The organism is Streptosporangium sp. DT93 (genome assembly GCF_049844535.1).
Lineage (GTDB): Bacteria > Actinomycetota > Actinomycetes > Streptosporangiales > Streptosporangiaceae > Streptosporangium.
Genome location: NZ_JBNCLF010000016.1, coordinates 46243 through 68619, shown reverse-complemented (window position 1 = coordinate 68619; position 22377 = coordinate 46243). Strand labels below are relative to the sequence as shown.

Below are 22377 nucleotides of genomic sequence, written 5' to 3'. Positions count from 1 at the left end.
CCCGTCGCTCTCCAGCCTAATGCTTCTCTCCAGCCGCCTTACCGGTTGCGGCCGTAAAGCCGGGAAGAAAAACAGCCCGGCCGAACAGATGATCGTCCGCACGCGGGGAATACCCGTCCCCACGGGCTTCCCGGCCTCGGCGCCGGCGCGTCCCCTACGCCGGAAGCCCTGTTCAGGGGCACGCGTGACAAGAACGCCCTCCCGTGGTGAAACCGGGATCGCGGCGGCCGGGTTCATCACGGGAATGCCCGGAGCCGCTGGAACGACGGGGCACGGAGCCGGTCACCTCATCACCCCTGCCCGAACCGATGGGGTGCAGTCCACGTAACAAGACGGATCTTCAACGCTTTCTTGCCGAGAGTGCGACCCGTCCCGGTAGACGGCACATAGTCGTAGACCGTATAACCACCAAAGGCGCGCCCCCCTCACAACAACCCCGCCACGGCCGCGTCCGCCCTGCCCGGATCTCCAAGAAGGCCTTCACCGGCCGCCGCGAACGCGCCCCGGAAGACGAACCACAGAAAACCCGGGAGCGTCACGCGGGATGTCCGGGGCGAGTGGGATCGGTCATTCGGTGAGTGGTGGGCGGACCACCGACGGTGGACGATCCGCCATTGAGAGGCATAGACGTATCGAGGACGCCGCCGAGTGTCGAGGACGGGTATTTTCACCGGAGGAGGCCGAGAGCGGGCCATAAGTCCGGCCGGCGTGCCGGGGGCAAATGTTTTTACGGCACCGTGACGGTCCGGCGGGCCGGACCGTTACCGCGATCCCCCGCGCCCCGTTTTCCGGGCCGCGCCCGAAGCCGCGTGTAAGAAGAAGCCGCGTGCGAAGGCCCGGGGAAGGGCGCGGATCCGGGGCTCGGGTGTAAGGGGCGGATCCGGGCTCGGGTGTAAGGCGCGGGCCCGGCGGGTCTCGCGTGGGGAACGCGTACACGAGGACGCGTTCGTGAAGGCGCGTGGTGAAGGGCCGTGCGTGAGAGCGCGAAGGCGTCAGGGAACGTGAGGGCACGGGAAGGGATGTGCGGGAGGGTCCGGGAGGAACGTGCGGGCGCGAGGGCCACGGACTTCCTCACGGGCGGGATCCCGCGTCAGGGTCCGTACGGGAAAGCCCGCCTGCGACGAGAAGGGCCGCGTGTGGGGGGCGGGCGCGAGAAGGGCGCGAGGGGGCGCGTGGGCCCCGCGTCCGGGAAGGCCGCCCGGGTACGAAAAACGGGACCGGCGGACGAACCGCCGGTCCCGTCGTCCGGGAAACTACTTGATCTTCACGACGACCGTCTCGGCCACCTTGTCGTGCAGCGCCTGGTGCAGCGGCTGGTCCCACAGCAGCCACAGGACGTTCACGAGCGAGAAGATGTTCGCCGCCCAGTTCAGGAAGGGGACCCAGGACAGGAACTGCGGGCCGAACAGCACGCCGGCGCGCTTGAGGGCGATGTCGGAGCTGAGTCCGCCGGGGGGCAGGACCGAGCCGACGGGGACGACCTTGATGCCCATGACCATCTTGCCGACGGTCTGCCCGTTCCTCTTGAGCATGAGGAACTCGTAGACGAAGTAGACCACCGCGACGAACAGGGAGATGATCAGGGAGGCGACGAAGCTCGTCTCCGTGCTGACGCTGTTGATGCCGAGCAGCGCGATGAGCACGAAGCTCAGGATGAAGGTGACGATCGCCGTCGAGATCCCCAGGAGGATCCCGTCGACGATGCGCGCCACCAGACGCTGCCACCACTCGGCGAGGGGTGCCGGAGCGCCCGGGACGCCGCTGTACGGCTGCCCGTAGCCCTGCTGCCCGTAGGCCGGCTGCTGGCCGTAGCCCTGCTGCCCGTAGTCGGGCTGCTGACCGTAGCCCTGCTGGCCGTACGTCGGCTGCTGGCCGTAGCCCTGCTGCTGGCCGTAGTCGGGCTGGCCGTAGGAGGGCTGGGACGACTGCTGCCCGTAGGGCTGCTGGCCGTACCCGCCGCCCTGCTGGCCGTAGTCCTGCTGCTGGCCGTAGCCGCCCGTGCCGCCCTGCTGGCCGTAGCCGCCGGTGCTCTGCTGGCCGTAGGAGGGCTGCTCGTGCGAGGACTGGCCGTAGCCGCCCTGCTGCCCGTAGCCGCCGGTCCCGCCCTGCTGCCCGTAGCCGCCGGTGCCCTGCTGGCCGTAGCCGGACTGCTCGTGCGAGGACTGGCCGTAGCCCTGCTGCTGGCCGTAACCGCCCGTGCCGCCCTGCTGGCCGTAGCCCTGCTGCTGGCCGTAGCCCTGCTGCCCGTAGTCGGCCTGCTGGCCGTAGCCCTGCTGGCCGTACCCCTGGGCCTGACCGGGACCGGTGTTCGGCTGTGAGGCCTCCGACCGATAACCCACGACCGTTACGTCGGGGTCGAGACCGCCAGGGGCTCGACCCGCGTTGTGCTGTCCGTATTCCGGGTGCCCCGACGGTGTGCGATCGCGATCGGGATCATCCTGTGGATACGGCGGCTGTCCGGTGCTCACCGCGTCACCTCACTTTGAATGTGCATGTGGTAGATGTCAGACGCACATGCCTGTTGCAGCACAAGGTATCGACATAGGTAACAACAGTCACCTTTCCACCTTGTCAGCTTCAAAGTCACTCGCGTCGGGCTCGCGTGTCAGGTGGAGCAACATCCGGGTGTTGCCCAGGGTGTTGGGCTTGACGTGCTCCAGATCCAGGAACTCCGCGACACCCTCGTCGTAGGAGGCCAGGAGCTCGGCGTAGACCTCCGGGGCGACGGGCGTGCCCTGGATCTCCCGGAAACCGTGCCGGGCGAAGAAGTCGAGCTCGAACGTCAGGCAGAAGACCCGGCGCAGGCCCAGATCGACCGCGGTGCGCAGCAGCGCGGAGACGATCCGGTGCCCGATCCCGGCCCCCCGGCGGGCCGGATCGACCGCGACGGTGCGGATCTCGGCCAGATCCTCCCAGAGGACGTGCAACGCCCCGCAGCCGACCACCTCTCCCTGCCCGTCGGTGGCGACCCAGAACTCCTGGACGTCCTCGTACAGCGTGACGGTGGCCTTCTCCAGCAGACGCGGCCCCGCGCCGCCGTAGGTGTCGACGAGGCGCCTGATGGCGCGGACGTCCGGGGTGCGGGCACGCCGGACGGTGATCTCGGCGGCCTCCGCGACCATGGACGAATCGCCCCGCTCCTCGCCGTCCTGCTCGCTGCCGTCCCGTTCCGCGCCGTCCCGGGAGCCGTTCCCGCGTACGGACTCGCGTCCGTTCGCCCGTCCGGTCGCGTGCCCGACCTCGCACCCCGCCTCGTGTCCCGACTCGTGCCCGGCCCCGCGCCCGGTCTCGGCGGGGGTGTGCACGACCGGCGCCGCAGACTGTTCCGCAACCTGCTCCATGACCGATCAGCGTACGTCGCCCGCCGACCTCCAATTACGGCTCATCCCTAACTCACGCACCACCCCTCCCCCATGACCCTTGGTAGTGGCATTACCACACTGGGCACGGGGGTGCCGTGGTGTGGCCCATTTCATCTTTGGTACGGTTCCGGAGCTGGGCCGACCCCCGAGGGCCTGGTGAAGCACCAGGCAAAGGCCGCGCAAAGGCAACAGTGATCATTGTGAGATGTGATCCGCCCGTGACATTTCAGTTGCGGAACCTCTACTGAATTCAGGGTTCTGGTTGAGCAGGAACCACGGGTCGACTAATCTCCGTGCTCGATGTCAGACATGTGAAAGAGCCTGACCCGCCGAATCTTCCGCAGGGAAGAACCGGGGACCCACCGTGTCCCTGGGGTGAATCCGAGTGCCACCGGCGCACCCGGTAGGGCTGCCTCCGGCCCGAACCCGTCAGCTAACCCGGTAGGCGGCCGAGGAGAGGAGTCCATTGGTGAAGCGCACGCGCGACCGCGGAGGAGACCGAGCGGGTGGCGACGCCCGCCGTCCACGACGCGCGCCGCGAGGGCTCCGCCGCCGCATGGCGGTCATCGGCCTGGCGTTCGCCACTCTCACGCTGGGCACCCCCCTGGTCGCGGCCACCGCCGACCCGGAGCCCAGCCTCAAGCAACTGGCCGAGCAGGCCGAGAAGCTGCACAACGAGATCGAGACGCTCGCCGAGCAGTACAACGGCGAGCGGGTCAAGCTCAAGCAGGCCCAGCGGGCCGCGGACAGCGCCGAGAAGACCCTCGCCACCAGCGAGTCCGAGCTGGAGTCACGCCGGGCCAAGGCCGCGCTGCTGGCGCAGAGCAGCTACATGTCGGGCGGCCTGAACTCCGGTCTCGCGCTCACCCAGACGACCGACCCCGACGCCTTCCTCGACCAGGCCACCACCACCTACGCCCTGCAGCAGCGCCAGAGCGAGGAGGTCGCCCAGGTGGCGCGGGCGATCGAGTCCGCGGAGCGGGCCCAGGCCGGCGCCAAGGCCAGGACCTCCGAGGTCAAGAAGCTGCTGACGGAGATCGACACCAAGCGCACCAGGATCGAGCGGCTGGTCGCGCGGGTGGAGAGCGACCTGTTCAAGGAGGTGCGCTCGCAGGCCGTCGGCAACCGGGGCGCCCGGGTGAAGGTCGACGCGCCCATCGTGGGCGCCGGCAAGGGTGCCGAGGCCGCCCGCTGGGCGCTGACCCAGCAGCTCAAGCCGTACGTCTGGGGTGCCGAGGGGCCCAACTCCTTCGACTGCTCCGGCCTGGTCATGTGGGCCTACCAGAAGGTCGGGATCAGCCTGCCGCACTACACCGGTGACCAGTGGACCGCGGGCACCCGCGTCTCCAGGAGCCAGCTGCGCCCCGGCGACCTGGTCTTCTTCTACTCCGACCTGCACCACGTCGGGATCTACATCGGCGCGGGCCTGATGGTCCACGCGCCCAGGACCGGTGACGTGATCCACATCACCACGATCGACAACCGGCCCTTCGTGGGAGGCGTACGCGTCGCCGGCTGACCGCCGGGCCGTCCGGCCTTCCCGGGCGGAAGGACGGCCCCGCACCGTCTCCGAGCCGGGGGCGATCTCGCGCTCCCCCCGGATCGGGGACGCCTCCGCGCTTCCTCCGGGACGGGACGGCCCGCACGCGCGGGTGGCCGGGGGACCGTCGCGGCCGAGGCCGCCTGGCCCAGGCGGGCGGTCCGCACGCGCGGGCGGCCGGGAATCCCGTCGAACCAGGTGACGACCGTCCTTCCGGGCGGCCCGCAGGCGCGGGCGGTTAGATCAGGCGGCGGCGAGCCGCCCAGGCCACGGCCTCGATCGCGGTGGCGACGCCGATGCGGTCACAGATGCCCCTGAGCCTGCGCCTGACGGTCCGGCCGCTGATGTCGAGCCTGCGGCCCACCCGGTCCACGGTGACGCCCTTGGCGAGCTCGGCCAGCAGCACGAGATCGTCCTCGCTGAGACCGATGTCTCCGATGCCCAGGGGGCTGTCGCCATGGCGTGAATCCACTTCGGGATATGCCATCAAGAGTCACTCCCCCCACTCTGGAAACCGGGCCTAAGGCGCCAGGAATGATTACCACCCGCCAGGAACGGTAAACGCCTTGTTCAAAGGTCGTCAAGTTCCGCCCTTCATAGCGCGTCCGCACTATTGACATAGCAGGCTATACGTGAAGTACTCAGGATATGTCAGCGCCTTTGCGCTTAAGTCACGACCCTGAGCGGGCACGGGCTCGCAACCACCCTCTGCCTGCGGCGATGGGCATGTCCACAGAACAAGGTTTCGTCCGCGTGACCGGCGCCGCGACCCCCTGGAGGCCGAGCCCGCGACGGGCACGCTCCCCCGTATTTTCCGGGACACCCGCCCCCCTGCCCCCCGCACGGCGGTGATCACACCCCCGTCTCCTTGACGGTGCCCCGTAAAAAACCAGGAAATGGTGCACGGCTGTCTCATTCGCGGGATTTGCGAAGTGTCGCGCGTGATCACCCCCGCATCGGGATATTGGCCATACTAGAAGGGGTTTCTGCGCTATGCAGAAACCCCTCCACATTGCACGGAGGACCGTGAGCACCGCCGTTTCCGACCTGCTGGGATTCGACCCCTCCGCCCCCGGTTTCACCCGCGCCCCGTACGAGCACTACCGGCGGTTGCGGGAGCACGGGCCGCTGACGCGTACGGCGTCCGGCATGTGGGTGGCCACCGGGTACGCCGCCTGCGCCGCGCTGCTGCGCGACCCGCGGTTCGGTCACGGCTCGGACCTTCGGCGGCGCGGCCGGGTGGCGCGCTCGTTCCTGACCATGGACCCGCCGGACCACACCCGGCTGCGCTCCCTGGTGAGCGGGGCCTTCACGGCACGGATGATCGAGCGGCTGCGGCCCCGCGTCGAGTCCGTCGCCGTCGAGCTGGCCGCTTCGGTGGCGGCGTCGGTCACGGGGTCGGTCACGGGGTCGGTCACAGGGTCGGTGACGGCGCAGGTGACGGGGTCGATGACGGCGTTGGCGGGCAGGGGCGAGGGCGGCGCGGGGAACGGGTCCGGAGGCGGGGACGAGGCCGGGAGCGGGTGCGGGGAGAGCGATCTGATCGCCGCCCTGGCCTACCCGCTGCCGGTCCGGGTGATCAGCGAGCTGCTGGGCGTACCCCCCGAGGACCGGGCACGCTTCCAGGGCTGGAGCGAGGCACTGGCGCGCGGGCTGGACCCGGACTTCATGCTCCCGGAGCGGGTGGTGGCGGAGCGGGAGGCGGCCAGGGCGGAGTTTCGCGCCTACTTCGCGGAACTGGCCGCCAGGCGGCGGGCCGAGCCCGGCCCCGACCTGCTGAGCGACCTCGTCCGCACCGGCGCGCTCACCGTCGACGAGCTGCTGGCCACCTGCGTGCTGCTGCTGGTGGCCGGGCACGAGACCACGGTCAACCTGATCGGCAACGGCGCCCTGGCCCTGCTGCGGCACGGAGCCCTGGACCGCTTCCGCGAAGGCGGCAGCGGCGACGGCAGCGGCGACGGGTCGCGGATGGTCGAGGAGCTGCTCCGCTACGACCCGCCCGTGCAGCTCACGTTCAGGGTCGCGCTCGCCGACGCGGACCTGTGCGGGACGCGCGTCCGGGCGGGTGAGGGCGTGATGGCGCTGCTGGGCGCGGCCAACCGCGATCCCGAGGTGTTCGCCGAGCCCGACCGGCTCGACCTGGAGCGCCGCCCCGGCCGCCACCTGGCCTTCGGCCTGGGCGCGCACTTCTGCCTGGGCGCGCCGCTGGCCCGCCTGGAGGGCACGGTCGCGCTCTCCGCGCTGGCGACGGCGGCACCGGGCCTGGTCCTGGCCGACCCGGCGCCCCCGTACAAGGAGAACGTCGTCCTGCGCGGCCTGGCCGCGCTTCCCGTCAGGCTCGGCCCGGCGGCTTGACCGGCGGGAACAGGACGGTCTCGCGGATGTTCCCGCCCGTGAGGGCCACGACGGGCCGGTCGGTGCCCAGCCCCGTGCCGCGAGCGGGCGGCATCGCATATTCCAGGGCGGCGAGGAAGCCCTCGTCAAGCCGCACGGCCTCGGGGGCGCCGCCCGCGGCGAGCGGCGACCGCCCGGTGGGACGGCGGCGCCGCTCGACCGGGTCGACCGGCTCCGAGCAGGCGGTGCCGAGTTCGGTGCCGAGTTCGGTGCCGAACCCGATCAGGTCCCGCCTCTCGGTCAGGAGCGGGTTGTCCCGGTGCCGGCGGGCGGCCGCGGAGAGGTGGGCGGGGCTCAGGTGGTGTTGCGGTGGTAGATCAGGCGCAGGCCGATCAGCGTGAGCCACGGCTCGTGCATGTCGATCGAGCGCGCCTCGCTCACCACGAGCGGCGCCGCGCTGCCGGTGGCCACCACCGTGACCTCGTCGGGGTCGTCGGCCAGCTCGGCCGCCATCCGCTCGACGATCCCGTCCACCTGGCCGGCGAAGCCGTAGATGATGCCCGCCTGGAGCGCCTCCACGGTGTTCTTGGCGATCACCGACCGGGGCCGGATCAGCTCCACCTTGTGCAGCTGCGCCCCGGCCGCGGCCAGCGCGTCCACCGAGATCTCGATGCCGGGGGCGGTCACCGCGCCGACGTACTCGCCCTTGGCGGAGACCGCGTCGAAGGAGGTCGCGGTCCCGAAGTCGACGATGACGCACGGCCCGCCGTAGAGCTGGATGGCCGCCAGCGCGTTGACGATGCGGTCGCTGCCGACCTCCTTGGGGTTGTCCATCCGGACCGGGACGCCGGTGCGGACGCCGGGCTCCACGATGACCGCGGGCACGTCCCCGTAGTAGCGGCGGCACATCTCGCGCATCTCGTTCAGCACCGAGGGGACGGTCGAGCAGATCGCGATGCCGTTGACGTCGGCCCCCTTGAGCAGCGGCGACTGCCCGAGCAACCCCTGGAGCACGACGGCGATCTCGTCCGCCGTGCGCCGGGGGTCGGTGGAGATCCGCCAGTGCTCGATCACGTCCTCACCCTCGAAGAGGCCGAGAACGGTGTGCGTGTTGCCGACGTCGATGGCGAGCAGCATCAATTCCCCCGAAGGTCCAAGGCGATGTCCAGTGCCGGCGCCGAGTGAGTGAGCGCGCCCACGGCAAGGTAGTCAACACCCGTCTCGGCCACATCACGAGCGGTTCGCAGGGTCAGCCCCCCGCTGGACTCCAGCCGGGCCCTGCCGTCCACCAGCCGTACGGCGCGCGTCAGCTCCTCGACGGTGAAGTTGTCCAACAGGATCTCCTCGGCTCCCTCGGCCAGCACCGGCTCGATCTGGTCGATCCGGTCGACCTCGACCTCGATCGGCAGGCCGGGGCAGGCGTCACGGACCGCCCGGAACGCCTCGGCGACCCCGCCCGCGGCCACCACGTGATTGTCCTTGATCAGCGCGGCGTCCGAAAGGGACATGCGGTGGTTGGTCCCTCCGCCGCAGCGCACCGCGTACTTCTCCAGCGCGCGCAGTCCCGGAAGCGTCTTGCGGCTGTCCCTGATCGCGGCCCCGGTCCCGGCGACGGCGTCGACCCAGCGGCCGGTCAGGGTCGCGATGCCGGACAGGTGGGTGAGCAGGTTGAGCGCGGTGCGCTCGGCGGTCAGCAGGTCCCGGGTGGGACCGGTGACGGTCATCAGCACCTCCCCGGCGGCGACGCGCTCGCCGTCCTTGACCCTGCGCTCGGCCGTCAGGCGGCCCCGGCTGAGGTGGGAGAAGGCGGCCTCGGCCACGGGCAGGCCCGCCACCACGCCGTCCGCGCGGGCCACCACGTCGGCGGTGTCGGTCCGGTCCGCCGGGATGGTGGCGAGGCTGGTGACGTCACCCCCCTGCCACACGTCCTCGGCCTCGGCGCTCTCCAGGAGCGCGACCAGCGCCGCCGGGTCGAGCCCGGCCTCGGCGAGGTCGGTCTCCACCCGGTGCGGCAGCGCCGTCTCGCGCCGCCCGTGGGGTACGTACGTCATGGTCGGTCCCTCCGCTGTCAGGGTCACGTCGAGGTGGCCGAGCCACCGCTCGTCGTTCCGTTCGGGAAAATCCTCGCGCCAGTGCGAGCCCCGGGTCTCCTGGCGCCGCCCGGCCGCCGCCACCAGCACGGAGGCGACCGTCAGCAGGTTGGTGGTCTCCCAGGACTCGGTGCACGGCTCGACCGCCACCGGGGTCCACCGGAGGTTCACCAGGGCCCTGGAGACCTCCGCCAGGGACTCCTGGCCGCGCAGCACGCTCGCCCCCCGGCTCATGTGCCCCTGGATCCTGGTCCGGGCCCTGGGATCGATCAGGCCGGTGGGACGGTCGTCGCCGATCGGCCCGCCCGCCGGGACGTCCCCGGTGGCCCCGGCGTCGGTCCTGGCGTCGGCCTCGACGGTCCCGGCGTCCGGGGTGCCGGTCACGGTGGACGGGCCGTGCGCGGACCTTCCGGCCGATCCGGCGTGGACGTCGGCGGCGATCCGCGCAGCGAAGACCAGCCCCTCCAGCAGGGAGTTGGAGGCCAGCCGGTTGGCGCCGTGCACGCCGGTGCACGCGACCTCCCCGCACGCGTACAGTCCCGGGACGCTGGTACGGCCGCGCAGGTCGGTGCGGACGCCGCCGCTGGCGTAGTGGGCGGCGGGGGCGACCGGGACGAGGTCGACGACCGGGTCGATGCCGTGCTCCCGGCAGACCGCGTGGATCGTCGGGAAGCGGGTGCGCCACTTCTCCTCGCCGAAGTGGCGGGCGTCGAGGTAGACGTGGTCGGCCCCGGTGGCGCGCATCCGCCGCATGATCGCCTTGGCCACCACGTCGCGGGGGGCCAGGTCGGCCAGCTCGTGCACGTCCCGCATGAACCGGGTGCCGTCCGCGTCGACCAGCACCGCGCCCTCACCCCTGACCGCCTCGGAGATCAGCGGCTGCTGGCCGGTGGAGTCCTCGCCCAGCCAGAGCACCGTGGGATGGAACTGGACGAACTCCAGGTCCCTGACCACGGCGCCGGCGCGCAGCGCGAGCGCCACCCCGTCGCCGGTGGAGACGACCGGATTGGTGGTGGCGGCGTAGACCTGTCCCATGCCGCCGGTGGCCAGCACCACCGCCCCGGCGGTGACCGCGCCCACCCCGTCGCGCTCGCCCTCGCCCATGACGTGCAGGGTCACCCCCGCCGCGTGGCCGCGCGCGTCCTTGAGGAGGTCGAGGACGAGCGCGTGCTCGATCACCTCGATCCCCGCCCCGCCGACGGCCTGCACCAGTGCCCGCTGCACCTCGGCGCCGGTGGCGTCGCCGCCCGCGTGCACGATGCGGTCGCGCCGGTGACCGCCCTCCCTGGTGAGCTGGAGCGCGCCGGAGGCGTCGGTGTCGAACCGGGCGCCCGAGGCGATCAGGTCGCGCAGCGCGTCCGGCCCCTCGGTCACCAGGACCCGTACGGCCTCCTCGTCACAGAGCCCCACCCCGGCGACGAGCGTGTCGGACAGGTGCTCGGCGGGGGTGTCGGCCGGGTCGAGCACGGCGGCGATGCCGCCCTGGGCCCAGCGGGTGGAGCCGGACGACAGGACGTCCTTGGTGACGACCAGGACCTTCGCGGCGGGGTCGAGGCTCGCGTACCGGAGTGCCAGGGTGAGGCCCGCGATTCCGGAGCCCACCACGACCACGTCCGCCTGGACCGTCCAGCCCGGTGCGGGCGCGGTCAACCTCTGGGGGATGGCCGGGATGCTCATTGCCGCCTCCTCGCGGGGGTTCGTTGAGGCCGTTCATTTCGTCAATGTGACGATAACGCGCGGGTCCGAGCGGACCCACCCCGGGGTGGGTCCCTGGGGACCGGCACCGATCCCGGGCATCGCGCGGCCCGCTCCTGTCGCGGCGACGGGCGCCGTGCGGCCGGTTCCGGGTGCGGGCATCGTGCGGCCGGTTCCGGTTCCAGGTGCGGGCACCGTGCGACCGGAACCGGAACCGGTTACGGGGACCGTCCGCCGGTTCCGGTCAGCCGAGGGTGAGTGTGACGTTGTCGATCAGCCTGGTGGTCCCCACCCGTGCCGCCACCGCGAGGATCGCCTCGCCCGCGTGGTCGTCGCCGACCTCCGCGAACGTCGCCGGATCGACCAGCACCAGGTAGTCCAGGGCCAGCGACGGCTCGGCGTCCAGCACCGCGCGGGCGGCCCGGCGGACCCGGGGCGCCGTACGCTCCCGCGCCCCCTCGTCCAGCGCCCGGGACAGGGCCAGCGCCACCGGCCGGTCCTGGGCCGACAGGTAGCGGTTGCGGCTCGACAGCGCCAGGCCGTCCGGCTCACGGACCGTGGGAGCCCCGACGACGGTGACCGGCAGGTTCAGGTCGGCGGCCATCCGGCGGATCATCGCGAGCTGCTGGGCGTCCTTCTGCCCGAACACCGCCACGTCCGGCTGGACCAGGTTGAACAGCTTCAGCACCACGGTCAGGACACCGTCGAGGTGGCCGGGGCGGAACTCCCCCTCGACGACCGAGCCCATCGCCCCGGCGGAGACGCCGACCTGCCTGTCGGGCAGGTACATCTCCCCGGCGGAGGGGGCGAAGACGATGCCCACCCCCTCGGCCCGGCAGATCTCCAGGTCGGCCTCGAACGTACGGGGGTAGCGGGAGAAGTCCTCGGCGGGACCGAACTGGAGCGGGTTGACGAAGATGCTCACCGCCACCTGGTCCGCCCGCTCGCGGGCCAGCCGGATGAGGGAGCGGTGCCCCTCGTGCAGCGCTCCCATGGTCGGCACGAGAGCCAGCGCGGCCCCGCCGGAGAGGGCGCCGGCGCCGATCCCCAGGGCCTCACGCGCCTTGATCAGTCCTGCGCGGTCGTCCGCCACGATCACTGTGACCTCCGGGGGGTGTTCCGGCTCCGGGGCCGGACGGGGGTGTTCCGGCCACCGGGCCGGACACCGGGCTGGATGGGGATGCTCGGGACACCGGGACGGACAGGGATGCTCCGAATACCGGGCCGGACAGGGATGCTCCGGATACCGGGCCGGGCGAGAGTGCTCGGGCTTCCGGGCCGGAAGGTGCCGCTCCGGGCATCGGTCCCGGAAGGGACGGCGTTCCCAGCGAGGTCGCGCAGCGGCTCCGGGGACCGTGTCAGGTCCACGTGTTGCCGCCCAGGGCGTCCAGCAGGCGCTCGGCGGCCTCGGGCTTGAGGAGCCCGGCCGCCAGGGCCCTGTCGGCGGTGAGCCTGGCGAGGGCCACGTAGGCGTCCGCCGCCTCGGGGGCGGCGAGGATCAGCGCGTCCACGTGCCTGCGGACGGTCCCGGCGTCGCCGCGCACCACCGGCCCGGTCAGCCCGGCGATGCCGAGCCGCAGCACGTTCTCCAGGGCCGCGCCGAGCAGCGGGCCCAGCATCCGGCCCGGCTGCTCCACGCCGATCCGTTCCAGCAGCTCCGAGGACTCCGCGATGAGCGTCACCATGTGGTTGGCCGCCCCCGCGAGGGCCGCGTGGTACAGCGGCCGGTCCTCGTCGGCGATCCAGACCGGCTCGCCCTCCATCTCGATGACCAGGGCCTCTGCCACCGCGCGGAGCGTGTCCGGCGCGGTCACCCCGTAGGAGATGCCGGCCAGGCGGCGCAGGTCGTCGTCGCGGCCGGTGAAGGTCATCACCGGGTGCAGCGCCAGCGGCAGCGCCCCGGCCTTGATCGCCGGGTTCAGCACCGCCAGCCCGTACGCGCCGCTGGTGTGGGCCACCAGCTTGCCCCTCAGGTCGGCACCGGTCCCCACCAGACCGGAGACCAGACCGGGCAGCACGTCGTCGGGGACCGTCAGCAGGACGAGATCCGCGTCGGCCACCACGTCCTCGGGCCGGACGGGGACGAGCCCGAGCCGTTCGACCGCCCGTTCGCTGGAGGCGTCCGAGACACCGCTCGCCGCGACGACCCGGTGTCCCGCCCTGACCAGCGCGGCGCCGAGCGCCGAACCGACCCTGCCCGCCCCGACCACTCCGACGGCCAGTCGTGCCGGGCGATCGACTGCGTCCATGACGTCCCGTCCTTCGACCATGTGAGGGCTCCGTGCCCGATTGACCAGCGTAACGGGCCGTACCGCGCCGACCATGAAGACGCGCTTCCGGTACGGGCGGTGAGGTTCCCCCACAAGGGTGCCAAACCCGATCTCCGGCGGGACACCGGGACCCTGTGAAAGGCCCGCGGGGACACGACCACCGGCCGGGTGAGGGACGCGCCGACGTGACCTCTGTCACCGTCCCGCGCGCCGGTGACAGAATGCGGTCATGTGTTCACTCCCATCGTCGGCACGAGTCGATCTCGTTCCCCCGCCCCGCCGGGTAGCGTCTGAGGACGTGTGGCTCACCTGGCGCGCCGCGATGGAGCATGCGCTCTACGGCGAGAGCGGCTTCTACCTCCGGGAGCGTCCCTCGGGTCACTTCCGCACCTCCGTCGGCGCCTCCCCCCTGTTCGCCGAGGCCGTGCTGCGCGAGCTGGTCGCGGTGGACGAGGCGCTCGGCCGCCCCGACGTGCTCGACCTGGTCGACATCGGCGCGGGCGAGGGCGGCCTGGCGACCGGTGTGCTCGCCGCGGCCCCGCCCTCGCTGCGGCGGAGGCTGAGGGTGACCGCGGTCGAGCTGGCTCCCCGGCCCCCGGCGCTGCCCGGGGAGATCGCCTGGAGCAGGGCCGCCCCGGACGGGATCTGCGGGCTGGTGCTCGCCAACGAGTGGCTGGACAACATCCCCGTCGACATCGTCGAGCAGACGGTCACCGGCCCCCGGCTGGTCCTGGTCAACGTCATCGACGGTGAGGAGCGGCTCGGCGGCAGGCCCGGAGAGGCCGACCTGGCCTGGCTGAACCGCTGGTGGCCGATGCGGCTCACCGGCGAGCGGGCCGAGATCGGCCGCCCCCGGGACCGGGCCTGGGCGTCGGTGATCGTACGCCTGGCCCGCGGCCGGGCGATCGCGATCGACTACGCCCACGCGGTGGACGACCGGCCGCCCTACGGCACGCTGGCCGGATACCGCGACGGGTCGATGGTGGCACCGGTGCCCGACGGGTCGTGCGACATCACCGCCCACGTGGCGCTCGACGCGTGCGCGGCCGCCGGTGAGAGCGCCGGGGCCGTCACGACGGCGCTGACCACGCAGCGCGAGGCACTGCGCGCCCTCGGCATCACCGGGCGGCGCCCTCCGGCCGAGCAGGCCGCCGCCGACCCGCGCGGCTACCTGCGGGCCCTGGCCCGTTCCTCGGAGGAGGCGGAGCTCATCGCGCCGGGAGGGCTCGGCGGGTTCGGCTGGCTCTCCCAGAGCCGCCCCTGAGACCGGAGAGGGGGACGGGGGCCACCCGGCGGCGCCGACGGGCGCTGTCGTCCGGCCCCGTCCGGCCGTCGTCGCCACACGCCCTCACCGGCCGTCGTCGCCACACACCTTCACCGCGCGGCGTCACCGGCCGTCGTCATCACGCGTCCTCACCGTACGGCGTCACGGCGGCGTCACAGGGTGGCGTCGTCGGGCGGTGTCGCGTGGTAGAGCCCGGTGATGGTCGTGGCGACGTCGAGGCCCAGGACCGGGTCGGGCCGGTCGGACAGCAGGCTCTCGTACAGGGGCCGGTAGTGGGCGATCTTTCTGGGGGTGCGGCCGTCGTCGCCGTGCGTGCCGAGGAGCTCGCCGGCCCCGGCCACGAAGCCCGTCATGGCGGTGTGGTCGATCCAGATCTCCACGTCGGAACCGCCGAGGGCGAGGACGGTCTCCTTGCTGCTGGACCCGGCGAGCCAGCTCGTCCGCAGCCGGGCTCTGCCCACCTCGCCCCGGGAGCGGTACTCGCAGACGCACCAGGCACTCGCGCCCCCGTCCGTCTGCCGGACGGACACGAGCGCCGTGAGGTCGACGAAGCGGGAGAGCATGCTGAGCTGGTTGATCCCGGAGTCCGTCCAGCTGGAGACGTACGAGGTGAAGGCGTCCTCGCCCCGGACGGCGTACGGGTCGTAGAACGCCGAGGTGATGCCCGTGACGGGTCCCCACTCCTCGTGCCCGGCGATCTGCTCCGCGGCCCAGAGCACCTCGGGCGAGAACGCGAAGTGGTGCGCGGTGAACACGCGGCCCCGCGCGTCGGCCGCCCCGTCCAGGGAGGCCAGCCGGGCCAGGGAGGCGAGGTCGTGGACCAGGGGCTTCTCGACGAGCACGCGCGCCGAGGAGCGGGTGAGGGCCGAGGCGACCAGGTCCGCGTGCGTGGCGGTGGGGGTGGCGATCACGATCAGGTCGGGCCGGTGCGCCCCGAGCGCGTCGGTCAGCGAGCCGTAGTGGGGCGGCCTGCTCCCCCGGAACAGGGGTGGTTGCGCGATCCGGGGGTCGGCGGTGAACTCCAGGGAGACCTCGGGCCGTTCGGCGAGGACCGCGAGATGGGTCTCCGCGATGATCCCGACCCCGGCCAGCCCGACCCGTACACGATCACTCATGTGATTTTCCCTCTCCTGCGGTCGGGCCGGTTCAGACGCGTACCTGGAGGGACTCCAGGCCCCGGACGACGTAGCCCGGCTCAGACGCGTACCTGGAGGGACTCCAGGCCCCGGACGACGTAGCCCGGCTCAGACGCGTACCTGGAGGGACTCCAGGCCCCGGATGACGTAGCCCGGCTTCCATGCGGGTTCGGTGACGAGCTCCGCCCTCGGCGCCCTGCGCAGCAGCGCGCCGAACGACTCGATCAGCTCGACCCTGGCCAGCGGCGCACCCAGGCAGAAGTGGATGCCCGCGCCGAAGGAGATGTGCGGGTTGTCGGCCCGGGTCACGTCCAGGCGGCCGGGGTCGGCGAACACCTCGGGGTCGCGGTTGGCCGAGCCGAACAGCAGCGCCACCTCGGTGCCCCGGGGGATGTCGACCCCGCCCACCGAGATGTCCTCCAGCACCCAGCGCTCGAACATCTGCAGCGGCGTGTCCCAGCGCATCAGTTCCTCGACCGCGGTGGGCAGCAGGCCGGGGTCGGCGCGGAGCCGGTCCAGCTCGGCCGGGTTGCGGAAGAGCGCCCACCAGCCGTTGCCGGTGACGTTGACGGTGGCCTCGTGCCCGGCGTTGAGCAGCAGCACGCAGGTGCCGACCAGCTCCTCCTCGGTGAGCCGGTCCCCCTCGTCGGCCACCAGGGCGAGCGCGCTGATCAGGTCGTCACCCGGGTCGGCCCGCCGGGCGCGGGCCAGCTCGACGAGGTAGGCGGAGAACTCCTCGGCCGCGCGTACGGCCGTGTGCTGGGCCTCGGCCGACGGCCGCAGCTCGTACATGCCGCAGATCTGGGCCGACCAGGGCCGCAGCAGGTGCCGGTCCGCCTCGGGCACGCCGAGCATCTCGGCGATCACCGTGACCGGGAGCGGCTCGGCCACCTCGGCGATCAGGTCCCCGCCGCCGCGCTCGACGAAGTCGTCGACCAGTCTCCCGGCCATCCGGGCCACCTTGGGGCGGAGCGCCTCGACCATGCGCGGCGTGAACGCCTTCGACACCAGTCTCCTGAGCCGGGTGTGCACCGGCGGCTCGACATCGAGCATGCCCGCCCTGATCACCCGCCAGAACGGGTCCTGGAACTCCGGGTCGTCCGGCCTGCCGAACTCGGCGTGGGTGGCCACGTGCAGGTAGGAGCGGCCGAGCCTGCGGTCGCGCAGCAACGCGTTGACGTCGGCGTGCCGGGCGACGAGCCACTGGCCGGTCGGCTCGAAGAAGCTGACCGGCCGCTCCCGCCTCAGCTCGTCGTAGGCGTCGTACGGGTGGGCGACGAATTCCGGATTCCAGGGATCAAAGCGCACGTGAGCATCGTAATCCGGCCCGAAAGCCGGGCCGCTCACCCGGCCTCACACCGGGCGATCGGTCTCGTCGGGCCGGGTCCCGGCCTGGAGGCGGCCATGCGGCCCGGGGCCGGCGTGCTCCCCCTCCTCGGCCGACACCGAGGTCCCGGCCGCCCCGGAGGTTCCGGCCGACCCGGAGGTCCCGGCCTGCTCGGAGGTTCCGGCCAGAGCCGGGGGCCCGGAGGCCCCGGGCCCGTCGCCCGCCTCGTAGCGGCTGTGCAGCTCGACCGGCTTCTGGCCCGTCTTGCGGCGCATCCGGATGTTCAGCAGTTCCACCAGCAGCGAGAAGGCCATCGCGAAGTAGATGTAGCCCTTGGGGATGTGCTGCTCGAAGCCCTCGGCGATGAGCACGACGCCGATCAGCACCAGGAAGGACAGGGCGAGCATCTTGATGCTCGGGTGCTGGTCCACGAAGCGGCTGATCGGCCCGGAGGCGAACAGCATCACCAGGACCGCGACGATGACGGCCGCGACCATGACGCCCAGCTCGTCGACCATGCCGACCGCGGTGATCACCGAGTCGAGCGAGAAGACGACGTCGAGGATCATGATCTGGATGATCACGGAGGCGTAGGAGGTGGCCATCCTGCCCCCGGCGTGGCCGGAGTCGCCCTCCAGGCTGCCGTGCATCTCGTGGACGCTCTTGGCCAGCAGGAACAGGCCGCCGACTATCAGGATCAGATCTCGCCCGGATATCCCGTGCCCGAACACCTCGAAGAAGGGTTCGGTGAGTCTCACCACCCACGCGAGCGCCACCAGCAGGGCGAGGCGGCTGAGCAGGGCCACGAGGAGCCCCAGCCTGCGCGCCTTGTCCCGTTGCTCGGGAGGGAGCCTGCTCACCAGGATCGAGATGAAGATGATGTTGTCGATCCCCAGCACGATCTCCAGAGCGACAAGGGTGAAGAACCCTATCCATATCTCCGGATTGGTCACCCAGTCCATTGCTTCCTCCTTTGTCGGCCCGCGGTGGAACAGAGCCGGCCGGCGGCCAGAACGTTTCTTCGGCTGACTGCCTGGACGAGCGGGAGCCTCCAGGAGTTCCTGGCGCGCGCCTCCGGGTCGAAAGTCACCCTCCGTAGCGCCCCTCGGCGCGTGTCCGGACTTGCGGGAGGGCGGCGACCGTCGGTTATAGTTCCCCCGTAGGTCATGAGTGCCAGTGACAAGCCCCGGCTCGCTGGCCGGCAACCCTCGCGTCCGCGGCGGGGTGCCCCGGGTGAGGACCTGGTCCGGCACGAGACGTGCCGGGCAAGCGCGGGCTTCGGGTGCCTATGTCTCATGGGTCGAGGTCCGATGACCTCGAAGGAGCCCTGACATGCCCGCCCTGACGATCTTCGAATCCTCCGCTCCCGTCGCCGACGTCCTCGCCGCCCCCGCGAACGCACTCGCGACCGCGGCGACCGGCGGGACCACGGTGACCGGCGGGACCACGGTGACCGGCGGCCGGCCGATCCCGGCCGTGCTCGGCTCGGACCTGGAGGTCCCGGTCAGGGGCGGCAGGCTCGTCCGCTACGCCAACCTCGACTACGCCGCCAGCGCCCCCTGTCTGGAGCCGGTCAGCGCCGCCGTCGCCGCCGCGCTCCCGGCCTACTCCAGCGTCCACCGGGGCGCGGGGTACGCCTCCCAGCTCACCACGGCCCGCTACGAGCAGGCCCGCCACACGGTGCGCGCCTTCGTCGGGGCGCGCCCGGACGACTCGGTGATCTTCACCCGCAACACCACCGACGCGACCAACCTGCTGTCCCGCAGCCTGCCCGAGGGCACCACCGCGGTCGTCTTCGACACCGAGCACCACGCCTCGCTGCTGCCCTGGGACCGCGCGGTGCGGCTGCCGGTGCCCGCGTTCCCCGGCGAGGCCGTCCGCGCCGCCGACGAGGCCCTCTCCTCGATCGAGGGCCCGGCGCTGCTGGTGGTGACCGCCGCCTCCAACGTCACCGGCGAGCTCTGGCCGATCGCCGCGCTGGCCCACATCGCGCACCGCCACGGCGCCCGCGTCCTGATCGACGCCGCGCAGCTCGTCCCGCACCGCCGCCTGAACCTGACCGCGCTCGACCTGGACTACGTGGTCTTCTCCGGCCACAAGCTCTACGCCCCGTTCGGCACGGGCGCGCTGATCGGCCGTTCCGACTGGCTGGCCGACGCCGAGCCGTACCTGCGTGGCGGCGGCGCGGTGAGGGCCGTCGGCGACGACGGGGCCGAGTGGCACGACGACCCCGAGGCCCGGCACGAGGCCGGAACCCCGAACGTGCTGGGCGCCGTCGCGCTGGCCGCGGCCTGCGACGCCCTGTCCGCCACCGGCTGGACCCCCCTGATCCGCGAGGAGGAGCGCCTGCTGGCGCGGCTGCGCGAGGGCCTGGCCGGAATTCCCGGCGTGCACGAGCTCTCCCTGTGGGGTCCCGACCACCCGCGCGTCGGCATCGTCTCCTTCGTGGTGGACGGCTTCACCGCCCGCGAGGTCGCCGAGACCCTCTCCGGCGACCACGGCATCGGCGTCCGCGACGGCAAGTTCTGCGCCCACCCCTTCGTCCGCCACCTGCTGGGCGCCAAGGACGGCGGCTGCGACGACGTCACCGCCTCGGCGGTACGCGCCTCCGTCGGCATCGGCACGACCGAGGAGCACGTGGACCGGCTGATCGGCGCCCTGCGGGATCTCGCCTCGCGCGCCTGATACGACAGCCCTGCGGGATCTCGCCTCGCGCGCCTGATACGACAGCCCTGCGGGATCTTGCCTCGCGCGCCTGATACGACAGCCCTGCGGGATCTTGCCTCGCGCGCCCGACGTGACAGCATGGACCCATGACCGAACCTCACGCCCGAGCCGCCGCGCACCGCGAGCTGAGCGTGGGCATGGGCGCGGGGGCCGCCGCCGTGGACGGCGCGCACGGCAAGGAGCTCGCGACCGAGGACATGATCCTCAACATCGGGCCGCAGCACCCGTCCACGCACGGCGTGCTGCGGCTGCGGCTCATCCTGGACGGGGAGCGGATCTCCTCGGCCGAGCCGATCGTGGGCTACATGCACCGGGGCGCGGAGAAGCTGTTCGAGGTGCGCGACTACCGGCAGATCATCGTGCTGGCCAACCGGCACGACTGGCTGTCGGCGTTCGCCAACGAGCTGGGCGTCGTGCTCGCGGTGGAGCGGATGCTCGGCATGGAGGTGCCGGTCAGGGCCGTCTGGACGCGCACGCTGCTCGCCGAGCTCAACCGGGTGCTCAGCCACCTGATGTTCCTCGGCTCCTACCCGCTGGAGCTCGGCGCGATCACACCGGTCTTCTACGCCTTCCGGGAGCGCGAGACCCTGCAGGCCGTGATGGAGGAGATCTCCGGCGGGCGCATGCACTACATGTTCAACCGGGTCGGCGGCCTCAAGGAGGAGCTGCCCGAGGGGTGGACGGGCCGGGTCTCGGCGGCCGTGGCCGAGGTGCGGCGGCGGCTGCCCGACATCGAGAACCTGATCGCCGGGAATGAGATCTTCCTCGCCCGTACCCGCGGGGTGGGCGTCCTGGACCGGGAGACGATCATGCAGTACGGCGTGAGCGGCCCGATCGCCCGCGCCTCCGGTGTCGACGTGGACCTGCGCAGGGACGAGCCCTACCTCGCCTACGGGGAGCTGCCGGTGAGGGTCGTCACCCGCTCCGCCGGGGACTGCCATGCCCGGTTCGAGGTGCTGCTGGAGCAGGTGAAGGTCTCCCTGGACCTGGCCGACGCCTGCGTGGAGCGGCTCCTCGACCTGCCCCCGGGGCCGATCAACCAGCGCCTGCCCAAGGTGCTCAAGGTCCCCGAGGGCCACACCTACGCGTGGACGGAGAGCCCGCTCGGCCTCAACGGGTACTACCTGGTCTCGCGCGGGGAGAAGACGCCGTGGCGGCTGAAGCTGCGCTCGGCCTCCTTCAACAACGTCCAGGTGCTCCGCGAGCTGCTGCCGGGACACCTGATCCCCGACATGGTCGCCATCCTGGGCTCGATGTTCTTCGTCGTCGGCGACATCGACAAGTAAGGGAGGGCCGGACCACATGACCGACTCCTCCCGGGACGGAGAGCGGACGACCTCCCCCGCGGACGTCCCCGCCCCCGCCCCGTCCGACCCCGCACCATCCGCTCCCGGCTCGTCCGACCCCGCTCCGTCCGGCCGGGCACCGTCCGGCCGGGCACCGTCCGGCCAGGCACCGTCCGGCCGGGCACCGTCCGGCCAGGCACCGTCCGGCCAGGCACCGTCCGGCCGGGCACCCTCGCAGCGGGACCGGTACGTCGACTGGCTGCGCGCGATCAGCCTGGTCGTCGTGGTGATCTGGCACTGGGCGTTCACCATCCTGGAGTGGGGACCGGACGGCCCCTCTCCGACGAGCCCGCTGGGCTTCACCTCGGGACTGTGGATCCTGACCTGGCTGCTCCAGGTGCTGCCGCTCTTCTTCTACGTGGGCGGGCACGTCCACCTGCTGTCGTGGCAACGCGCCCGCGAGCGCGGGGTCGGCATCGGCGCCTTCGTGTGGCGGCGCATCCGCGGCCTCGCGATCCCGGCGCTGGCGCTGGCCGCGACCTGGGTCGTGCTGGGCGTGTTCGTGACGTGGGCGTTCGGCATCGGCTGGATGGACCGCGTGGTCCTGCTCGTCATCAGCCCGCTGTGGTTCATCGGCGTCTACCTCGTGCTGATCGCCCTGCTCCCGGTCGCGCTCTGGCTGCACCGGCACTACGACGTGCTGGCGCTGATCTGGCTGGCGGGCGCGGCGCTCGTCGTCGACGTGCTGCGGCTGCGCTACGGGTACGAGGCCGCGGGCTGGCTCAACATGATCATCGTCTGGGGGCTGGCCCACCAGGCCGGCTTCTTCTACGACAGGGTGGTGGCGCTGCCGCGCCGCTTCGACAAGGCGATCCTGTGGACCGGGTTGTTCGCCCTCTTCGGCCTGGTCTACTCGGGCATCTACCCGGGGTCGATGGTGGGCGTGCCCGGCGACAGGCTCTCCAACATGGCGCCCCCCACCTTCGTCATCGTGGCCCTGCTGATCTTCCAGATCGGCCTGGTGGAGGTGATCAGGCCCTCCATGGAGCGCCTCCTCGACCGTCCCCGGTGGCAGGGCGTGAACGAGACCGTCAACCGGTTCGCGCTCCCGCTGTTCCTGTTCCACACCACCGGTATGGCGATCTGGGTGGCCCTGACCTGGTGGGTGATCGGCCGCGGGCCCGCCCCCCTGGTCCGGCCCGACCTGTCCTGGTGGCTGGAGCGCCCCCTGGCCGTGGGCGGGGCGCTGGTGTGCACACTTCCGGTGATCATGCTCTTCGGGCGCCGGTGGGCCGGGGGGCGGCGCTGACGCGACCCCGCCGGCG

At 72.2% G+C, this 22377-nt stretch carries 16 protein-coding genes, 1 pseudogene and 2 riboswitches; of the genes and pseudogenes, 6 read left to right on the top strand and 11 right to left on the bottom strand.

Annotated elements, in window-relative coordinates; translation table 11 throughout:
- Window positions 1–1253 precede the first annotated feature (1253 nt).
- Together ACLQ2R_RS29140 and ACLQ2R_RS29135 are read right to left on the bottom strand one after the other, a co-directional pair.
- The gene (locus ACLQ2R_RS29140; RefSeq protein ID WP_425964025.1) at window positions 1254–2339 is read right to left on the bottom strand and encodes an RDD family protein; all 1086 of its coding nucleotides are present in this window, start codon (window positions 2337–2339) and stop codon (window positions 1254–1256) included.
- 216 nt (window positions 2340–2555) lie between these two features.
- Entirely contained in the window at window positions 2556–3122 is a 567-nt protein-coding gene (locus ACLQ2R_RS29135; protein ID WP_425964274.1) for an amino-acid N-acetyltransferase, read from the bottom strand.
- A 557-nt stretch (window positions 3123–3679) separates the two neighbouring features.
- Window positions 3680–3826: riboswitch (cyclic di-AMP (ydaO/yuaA leader) on the top strand.
- 92 nt (window positions 3827–3918) lie between these two features.
- On the opposite strand from ACLQ2R_RS29135, the gene ACLQ2R_RS29130 reads away from it, so the two are divergent.
- Window positions 3919–4881: an NlpC/P60 family protein gene (locus ACLQ2R_RS29130; protein WP_425964024.1), complete on the top strand. Its 963-nt coding sequence runs from the start codon at window positions 3919–3921 to the stop codon at window positions 4879–4881.
- A gap of 259 nt (window positions 4882–5140) precedes the next feature.
- On the opposite strand, the gene ACLQ2R_RS29125 is transcribed toward ACLQ2R_RS29130, so the two are convergent.
- Window positions 5141–5389, bottom strand: coding sequence for a LuxR family transcriptional regulator (locus ACLQ2R_RS29125; RefSeq protein WP_386239504.1), 249 nt, complete (start codon window positions 5387–5389; stop codon window positions 5141–5143).
- A 539-nt stretch (window positions 5390–5928) separates the two neighbouring features.
- Here ACLQ2R_RS29125 and ACLQ2R_RS29120 point away from each other — a divergent pair.
- Window positions 5929–7257 carry a cytochrome P450 gene (locus ACLQ2R_RS29120; protein ID WP_425964023.1) on the top strand — a complete coding sequence of 443 codons (1329 nt, stop codon included), beginning with the start codon at window positions 5929–5931 and terminating at the stop codon, window positions 7255–7257.
- Here the strand turns inward: ACLQ2R_RS29120 and ACLQ2R_RS29115 are convergent.
- The 5 genes and pseudogenes from ACLQ2R_RS29115 to ACLQ2R_RS29095 form a co-directional block, all read right to left on the bottom strand.
- A pseudogene (locus tag ACLQ2R_RS29115) lies at window positions 7235–7567 on the bottom strand (amino acid--tRNA ligase-related protein); the annotation flags it as partial. The gene ACLQ2R_RS29120 and the pseudogene ACLQ2R_RS29115 overlap by 23 nt on opposite strands.
- Before the next feature lie 23 nt (window positions 7568–7590).
- Window positions 7591–8373, bottom strand: coding sequence for a type III pantothenate kinase (locus ACLQ2R_RS29110; RefSeq protein WP_425964022.1), 783 nt, complete (start codon window positions 8371–8373; stop codon window positions 7591–7593).
- On the bottom strand, window positions 8373–11003 hold the full coding sequence (locus ACLQ2R_RS29105; protein WP_425964021.1) for an L-aspartate oxidase: 2631 nt from the start codon (window positions 11001–11003) through the stop codon (window positions 8373–8375). The genes ACLQ2R_RS29110 and ACLQ2R_RS29105 overlap by 1 nt, the downstream gene beginning before the upstream one ends.
- A 262-nt stretch (window positions 11004–11265) precedes the next feature.
- Window positions 11266–12114 (bottom strand): pantoate--beta-alanine ligase, encoded by an 849-nt coding sequence (gene panC, locus ACLQ2R_RS29100; protein WP_425964020.1) that lies wholly within the window; start codon window positions 12112–12114, stop codon window positions 11266–11268.
- Window positions 12115–12379: 265 nt separating this feature from the next.
- Window positions 12380–13270, bottom strand: a complete 891-nt coding sequence (locus ACLQ2R_RS29095) for a Rossmann-like and DUF2520 domain-containing protein (protein ID WP_425964018.1) — start codon at window positions 13268–13270, stop codon at window positions 12380–12382.
- A gap of 319 nt (window positions 13271–13589) precedes the next feature.
- Between ACLQ2R_RS29095 and ACLQ2R_RS29090 the strand changes: the two genes are divergently transcribed.
- A complete protein-coding gene (locus tag ACLQ2R_RS29090; protein WP_425964017.1) occupies window positions 13590–14555 on the top strand; it encodes an SAM-dependent methyltransferase in 966 nt (321 codons plus the stop codon).
- Between the two features lie 173 nt (window positions 14556–14728).
- Here the strand turns inward: ACLQ2R_RS29090 and ACLQ2R_RS29085 are convergent, their stop codons facing one another.
- The 3 genes from ACLQ2R_RS29085 to ACLQ2R_RS29075 all read right to left on the bottom strand — a co-directional run bounded on the left by ACLQ2R_RS29085 (window position 14729) and on the right by ACLQ2R_RS29075 (window position 18001).
- Window positions 14729–15691: a Gfo/Idh/MocA family protein gene (locus ACLQ2R_RS29085; protein ID WP_425964015.1), complete on the bottom strand. Its 963-nt coding sequence runs from the start codon at window positions 15689–15691 to the stop codon at window positions 14729–14731.
- A gap of 129 nt (window positions 15692–15820) precedes the next feature.
- Complete coding sequence (locus ACLQ2R_RS29080) at window positions 15821–17020, bottom strand: cytochrome P450 (protein WP_425964013.1); 1200 nt, start codon at window positions 17018–17020, stop codon at window positions 15821–15823.
- A 45-nt stretch (window positions 17021–17065) separates the two neighbouring features.
- The gene (locus ACLQ2R_RS29075) at window positions 17066–18001 is read right to left on the bottom strand and encodes a TerC family protein (protein ID WP_425964012.1); all 936 of its coding nucleotides are present in this window, start codon (window positions 17999–18001) and stop codon (window positions 17066–17068) included.
- A 200-nt stretch (window positions 18002–18201) separates the two neighbouring features.
- A riboswitch (SAM riboswitch) is annotated at window positions 18202–18317 on the top strand.
- A 54-nt stretch (window positions 18318–18371) separates the two neighbouring features.
- Here ACLQ2R_RS29075 and ACLQ2R_RS29070 point away from each other — a divergent pair.
- From ACLQ2R_RS29070 to ACLQ2R_RS29060, 3 genes are all read left to right on the top strand, one after another.
- Window positions 18372–19724, top strand: a complete 1353-nt coding sequence (locus ACLQ2R_RS29070; protein ID WP_425964010.1) for an aminotransferase class V-fold PLP-dependent enzyme — start codon at window positions 18372–18374, stop codon at window positions 19722–19724.
- Window positions 19725–19852: 128 nt separating this feature from the next.
- Window positions 19853–21052, top strand: coding sequence for an NADH-quinone oxidoreductase subunit D (locus ACLQ2R_RS29065; RefSeq protein WP_425964009.1), 1200 nt, complete (start codon window positions 19853–19855; stop codon window positions 21050–21052).
- Window positions 21053–21068: 16 nt separating this feature from the next.
- Window positions 21069–22361: an acyltransferase family protein gene (locus tag ACLQ2R_RS29060; protein ID WP_425964008.1), complete on the top strand. Its 1293-nt coding sequence runs from the start codon at window positions 21069–21071 to the stop codon at window positions 22359–22361.
- The last annotated feature ends 16 nt before the right edge of the window (window positions 22362–22377 follow it).

Coding starts and splice junctions, on each gene's coding strand:
- ACLQ2R_RS29105 (WP_425964021.1), bottom strand. CDS start 11,003: ATGAGCATCCCGGCCATCCCCCAGAGGTTGACCGCGCCCGCACCGGGC.
- ACLQ2R_RS29060 (WP_425964008.1), top strand. CDS start 21,069: ATGACCGACTCCTCCCGGGACGGAGAGCGGACGACCTCCCCCGCGGAC.
- ACLQ2R_RS29085 (WP_425964015.1), bottom strand. CDS start 15,691: ATGAGTGATCGTGTACGGGTCGGGCTGGCCGGGGTCGGGATCATCGCG.
- ACLQ2R_RS29095 (WP_425964018.1), bottom strand. CDS start 13,270: ATGGACGCAGTCGATCGCCCGGCACGACTGGCCGTCGGAGTGGTCGGG.
- ACLQ2R_RS29070 (WP_425964010.1), top strand. CDS start 18,372: ATGCCCGCCCTGACGATCTTCGAATCCTCCGCTCCCGTCGCCGACGTC.
- ACLQ2R_RS29065 (WP_425964009.1), top strand. CDS start 19,853: ATGACCGAACCTCACGCCCGAGCCGCCGCGCACCGCGAGCTGAGCGTG.
- ACLQ2R_RS29135 (WP_425964274.1), bottom strand. CDS start 3,122: ATGGTCGCGGAGGCCGCCGAGATCACCGTCCGGCGTGCCCGCACCCCG.
- ACLQ2R_RS29125 (WP_386239504.1), bottom strand. CDS start 5,389: ATGGCATATCCCGAAGTGGATTCACGCCATGGCGACAGCCCCCTGGGC.
- ACLQ2R_RS29110 (WP_425964022.1), bottom strand. CDS start 8,373: ATGCTGCTCGCCATCGACGTCGGCAACACGCACACCGTTCTCGGCCTC.
- ACLQ2R_RS29130 (WP_425964024.1), top strand. CDS start 3,919: ATGGCGGTCATCGGCCTGGCGTTCGCCACTCTCACGCTGGGCACCCCC.
- ACLQ2R_RS29075 (WP_425964012.1), bottom strand. CDS start 18,001: ATGGACTGGGTGACCAATCCGGAGATATGGATAGGGTTCTTCACCCTT.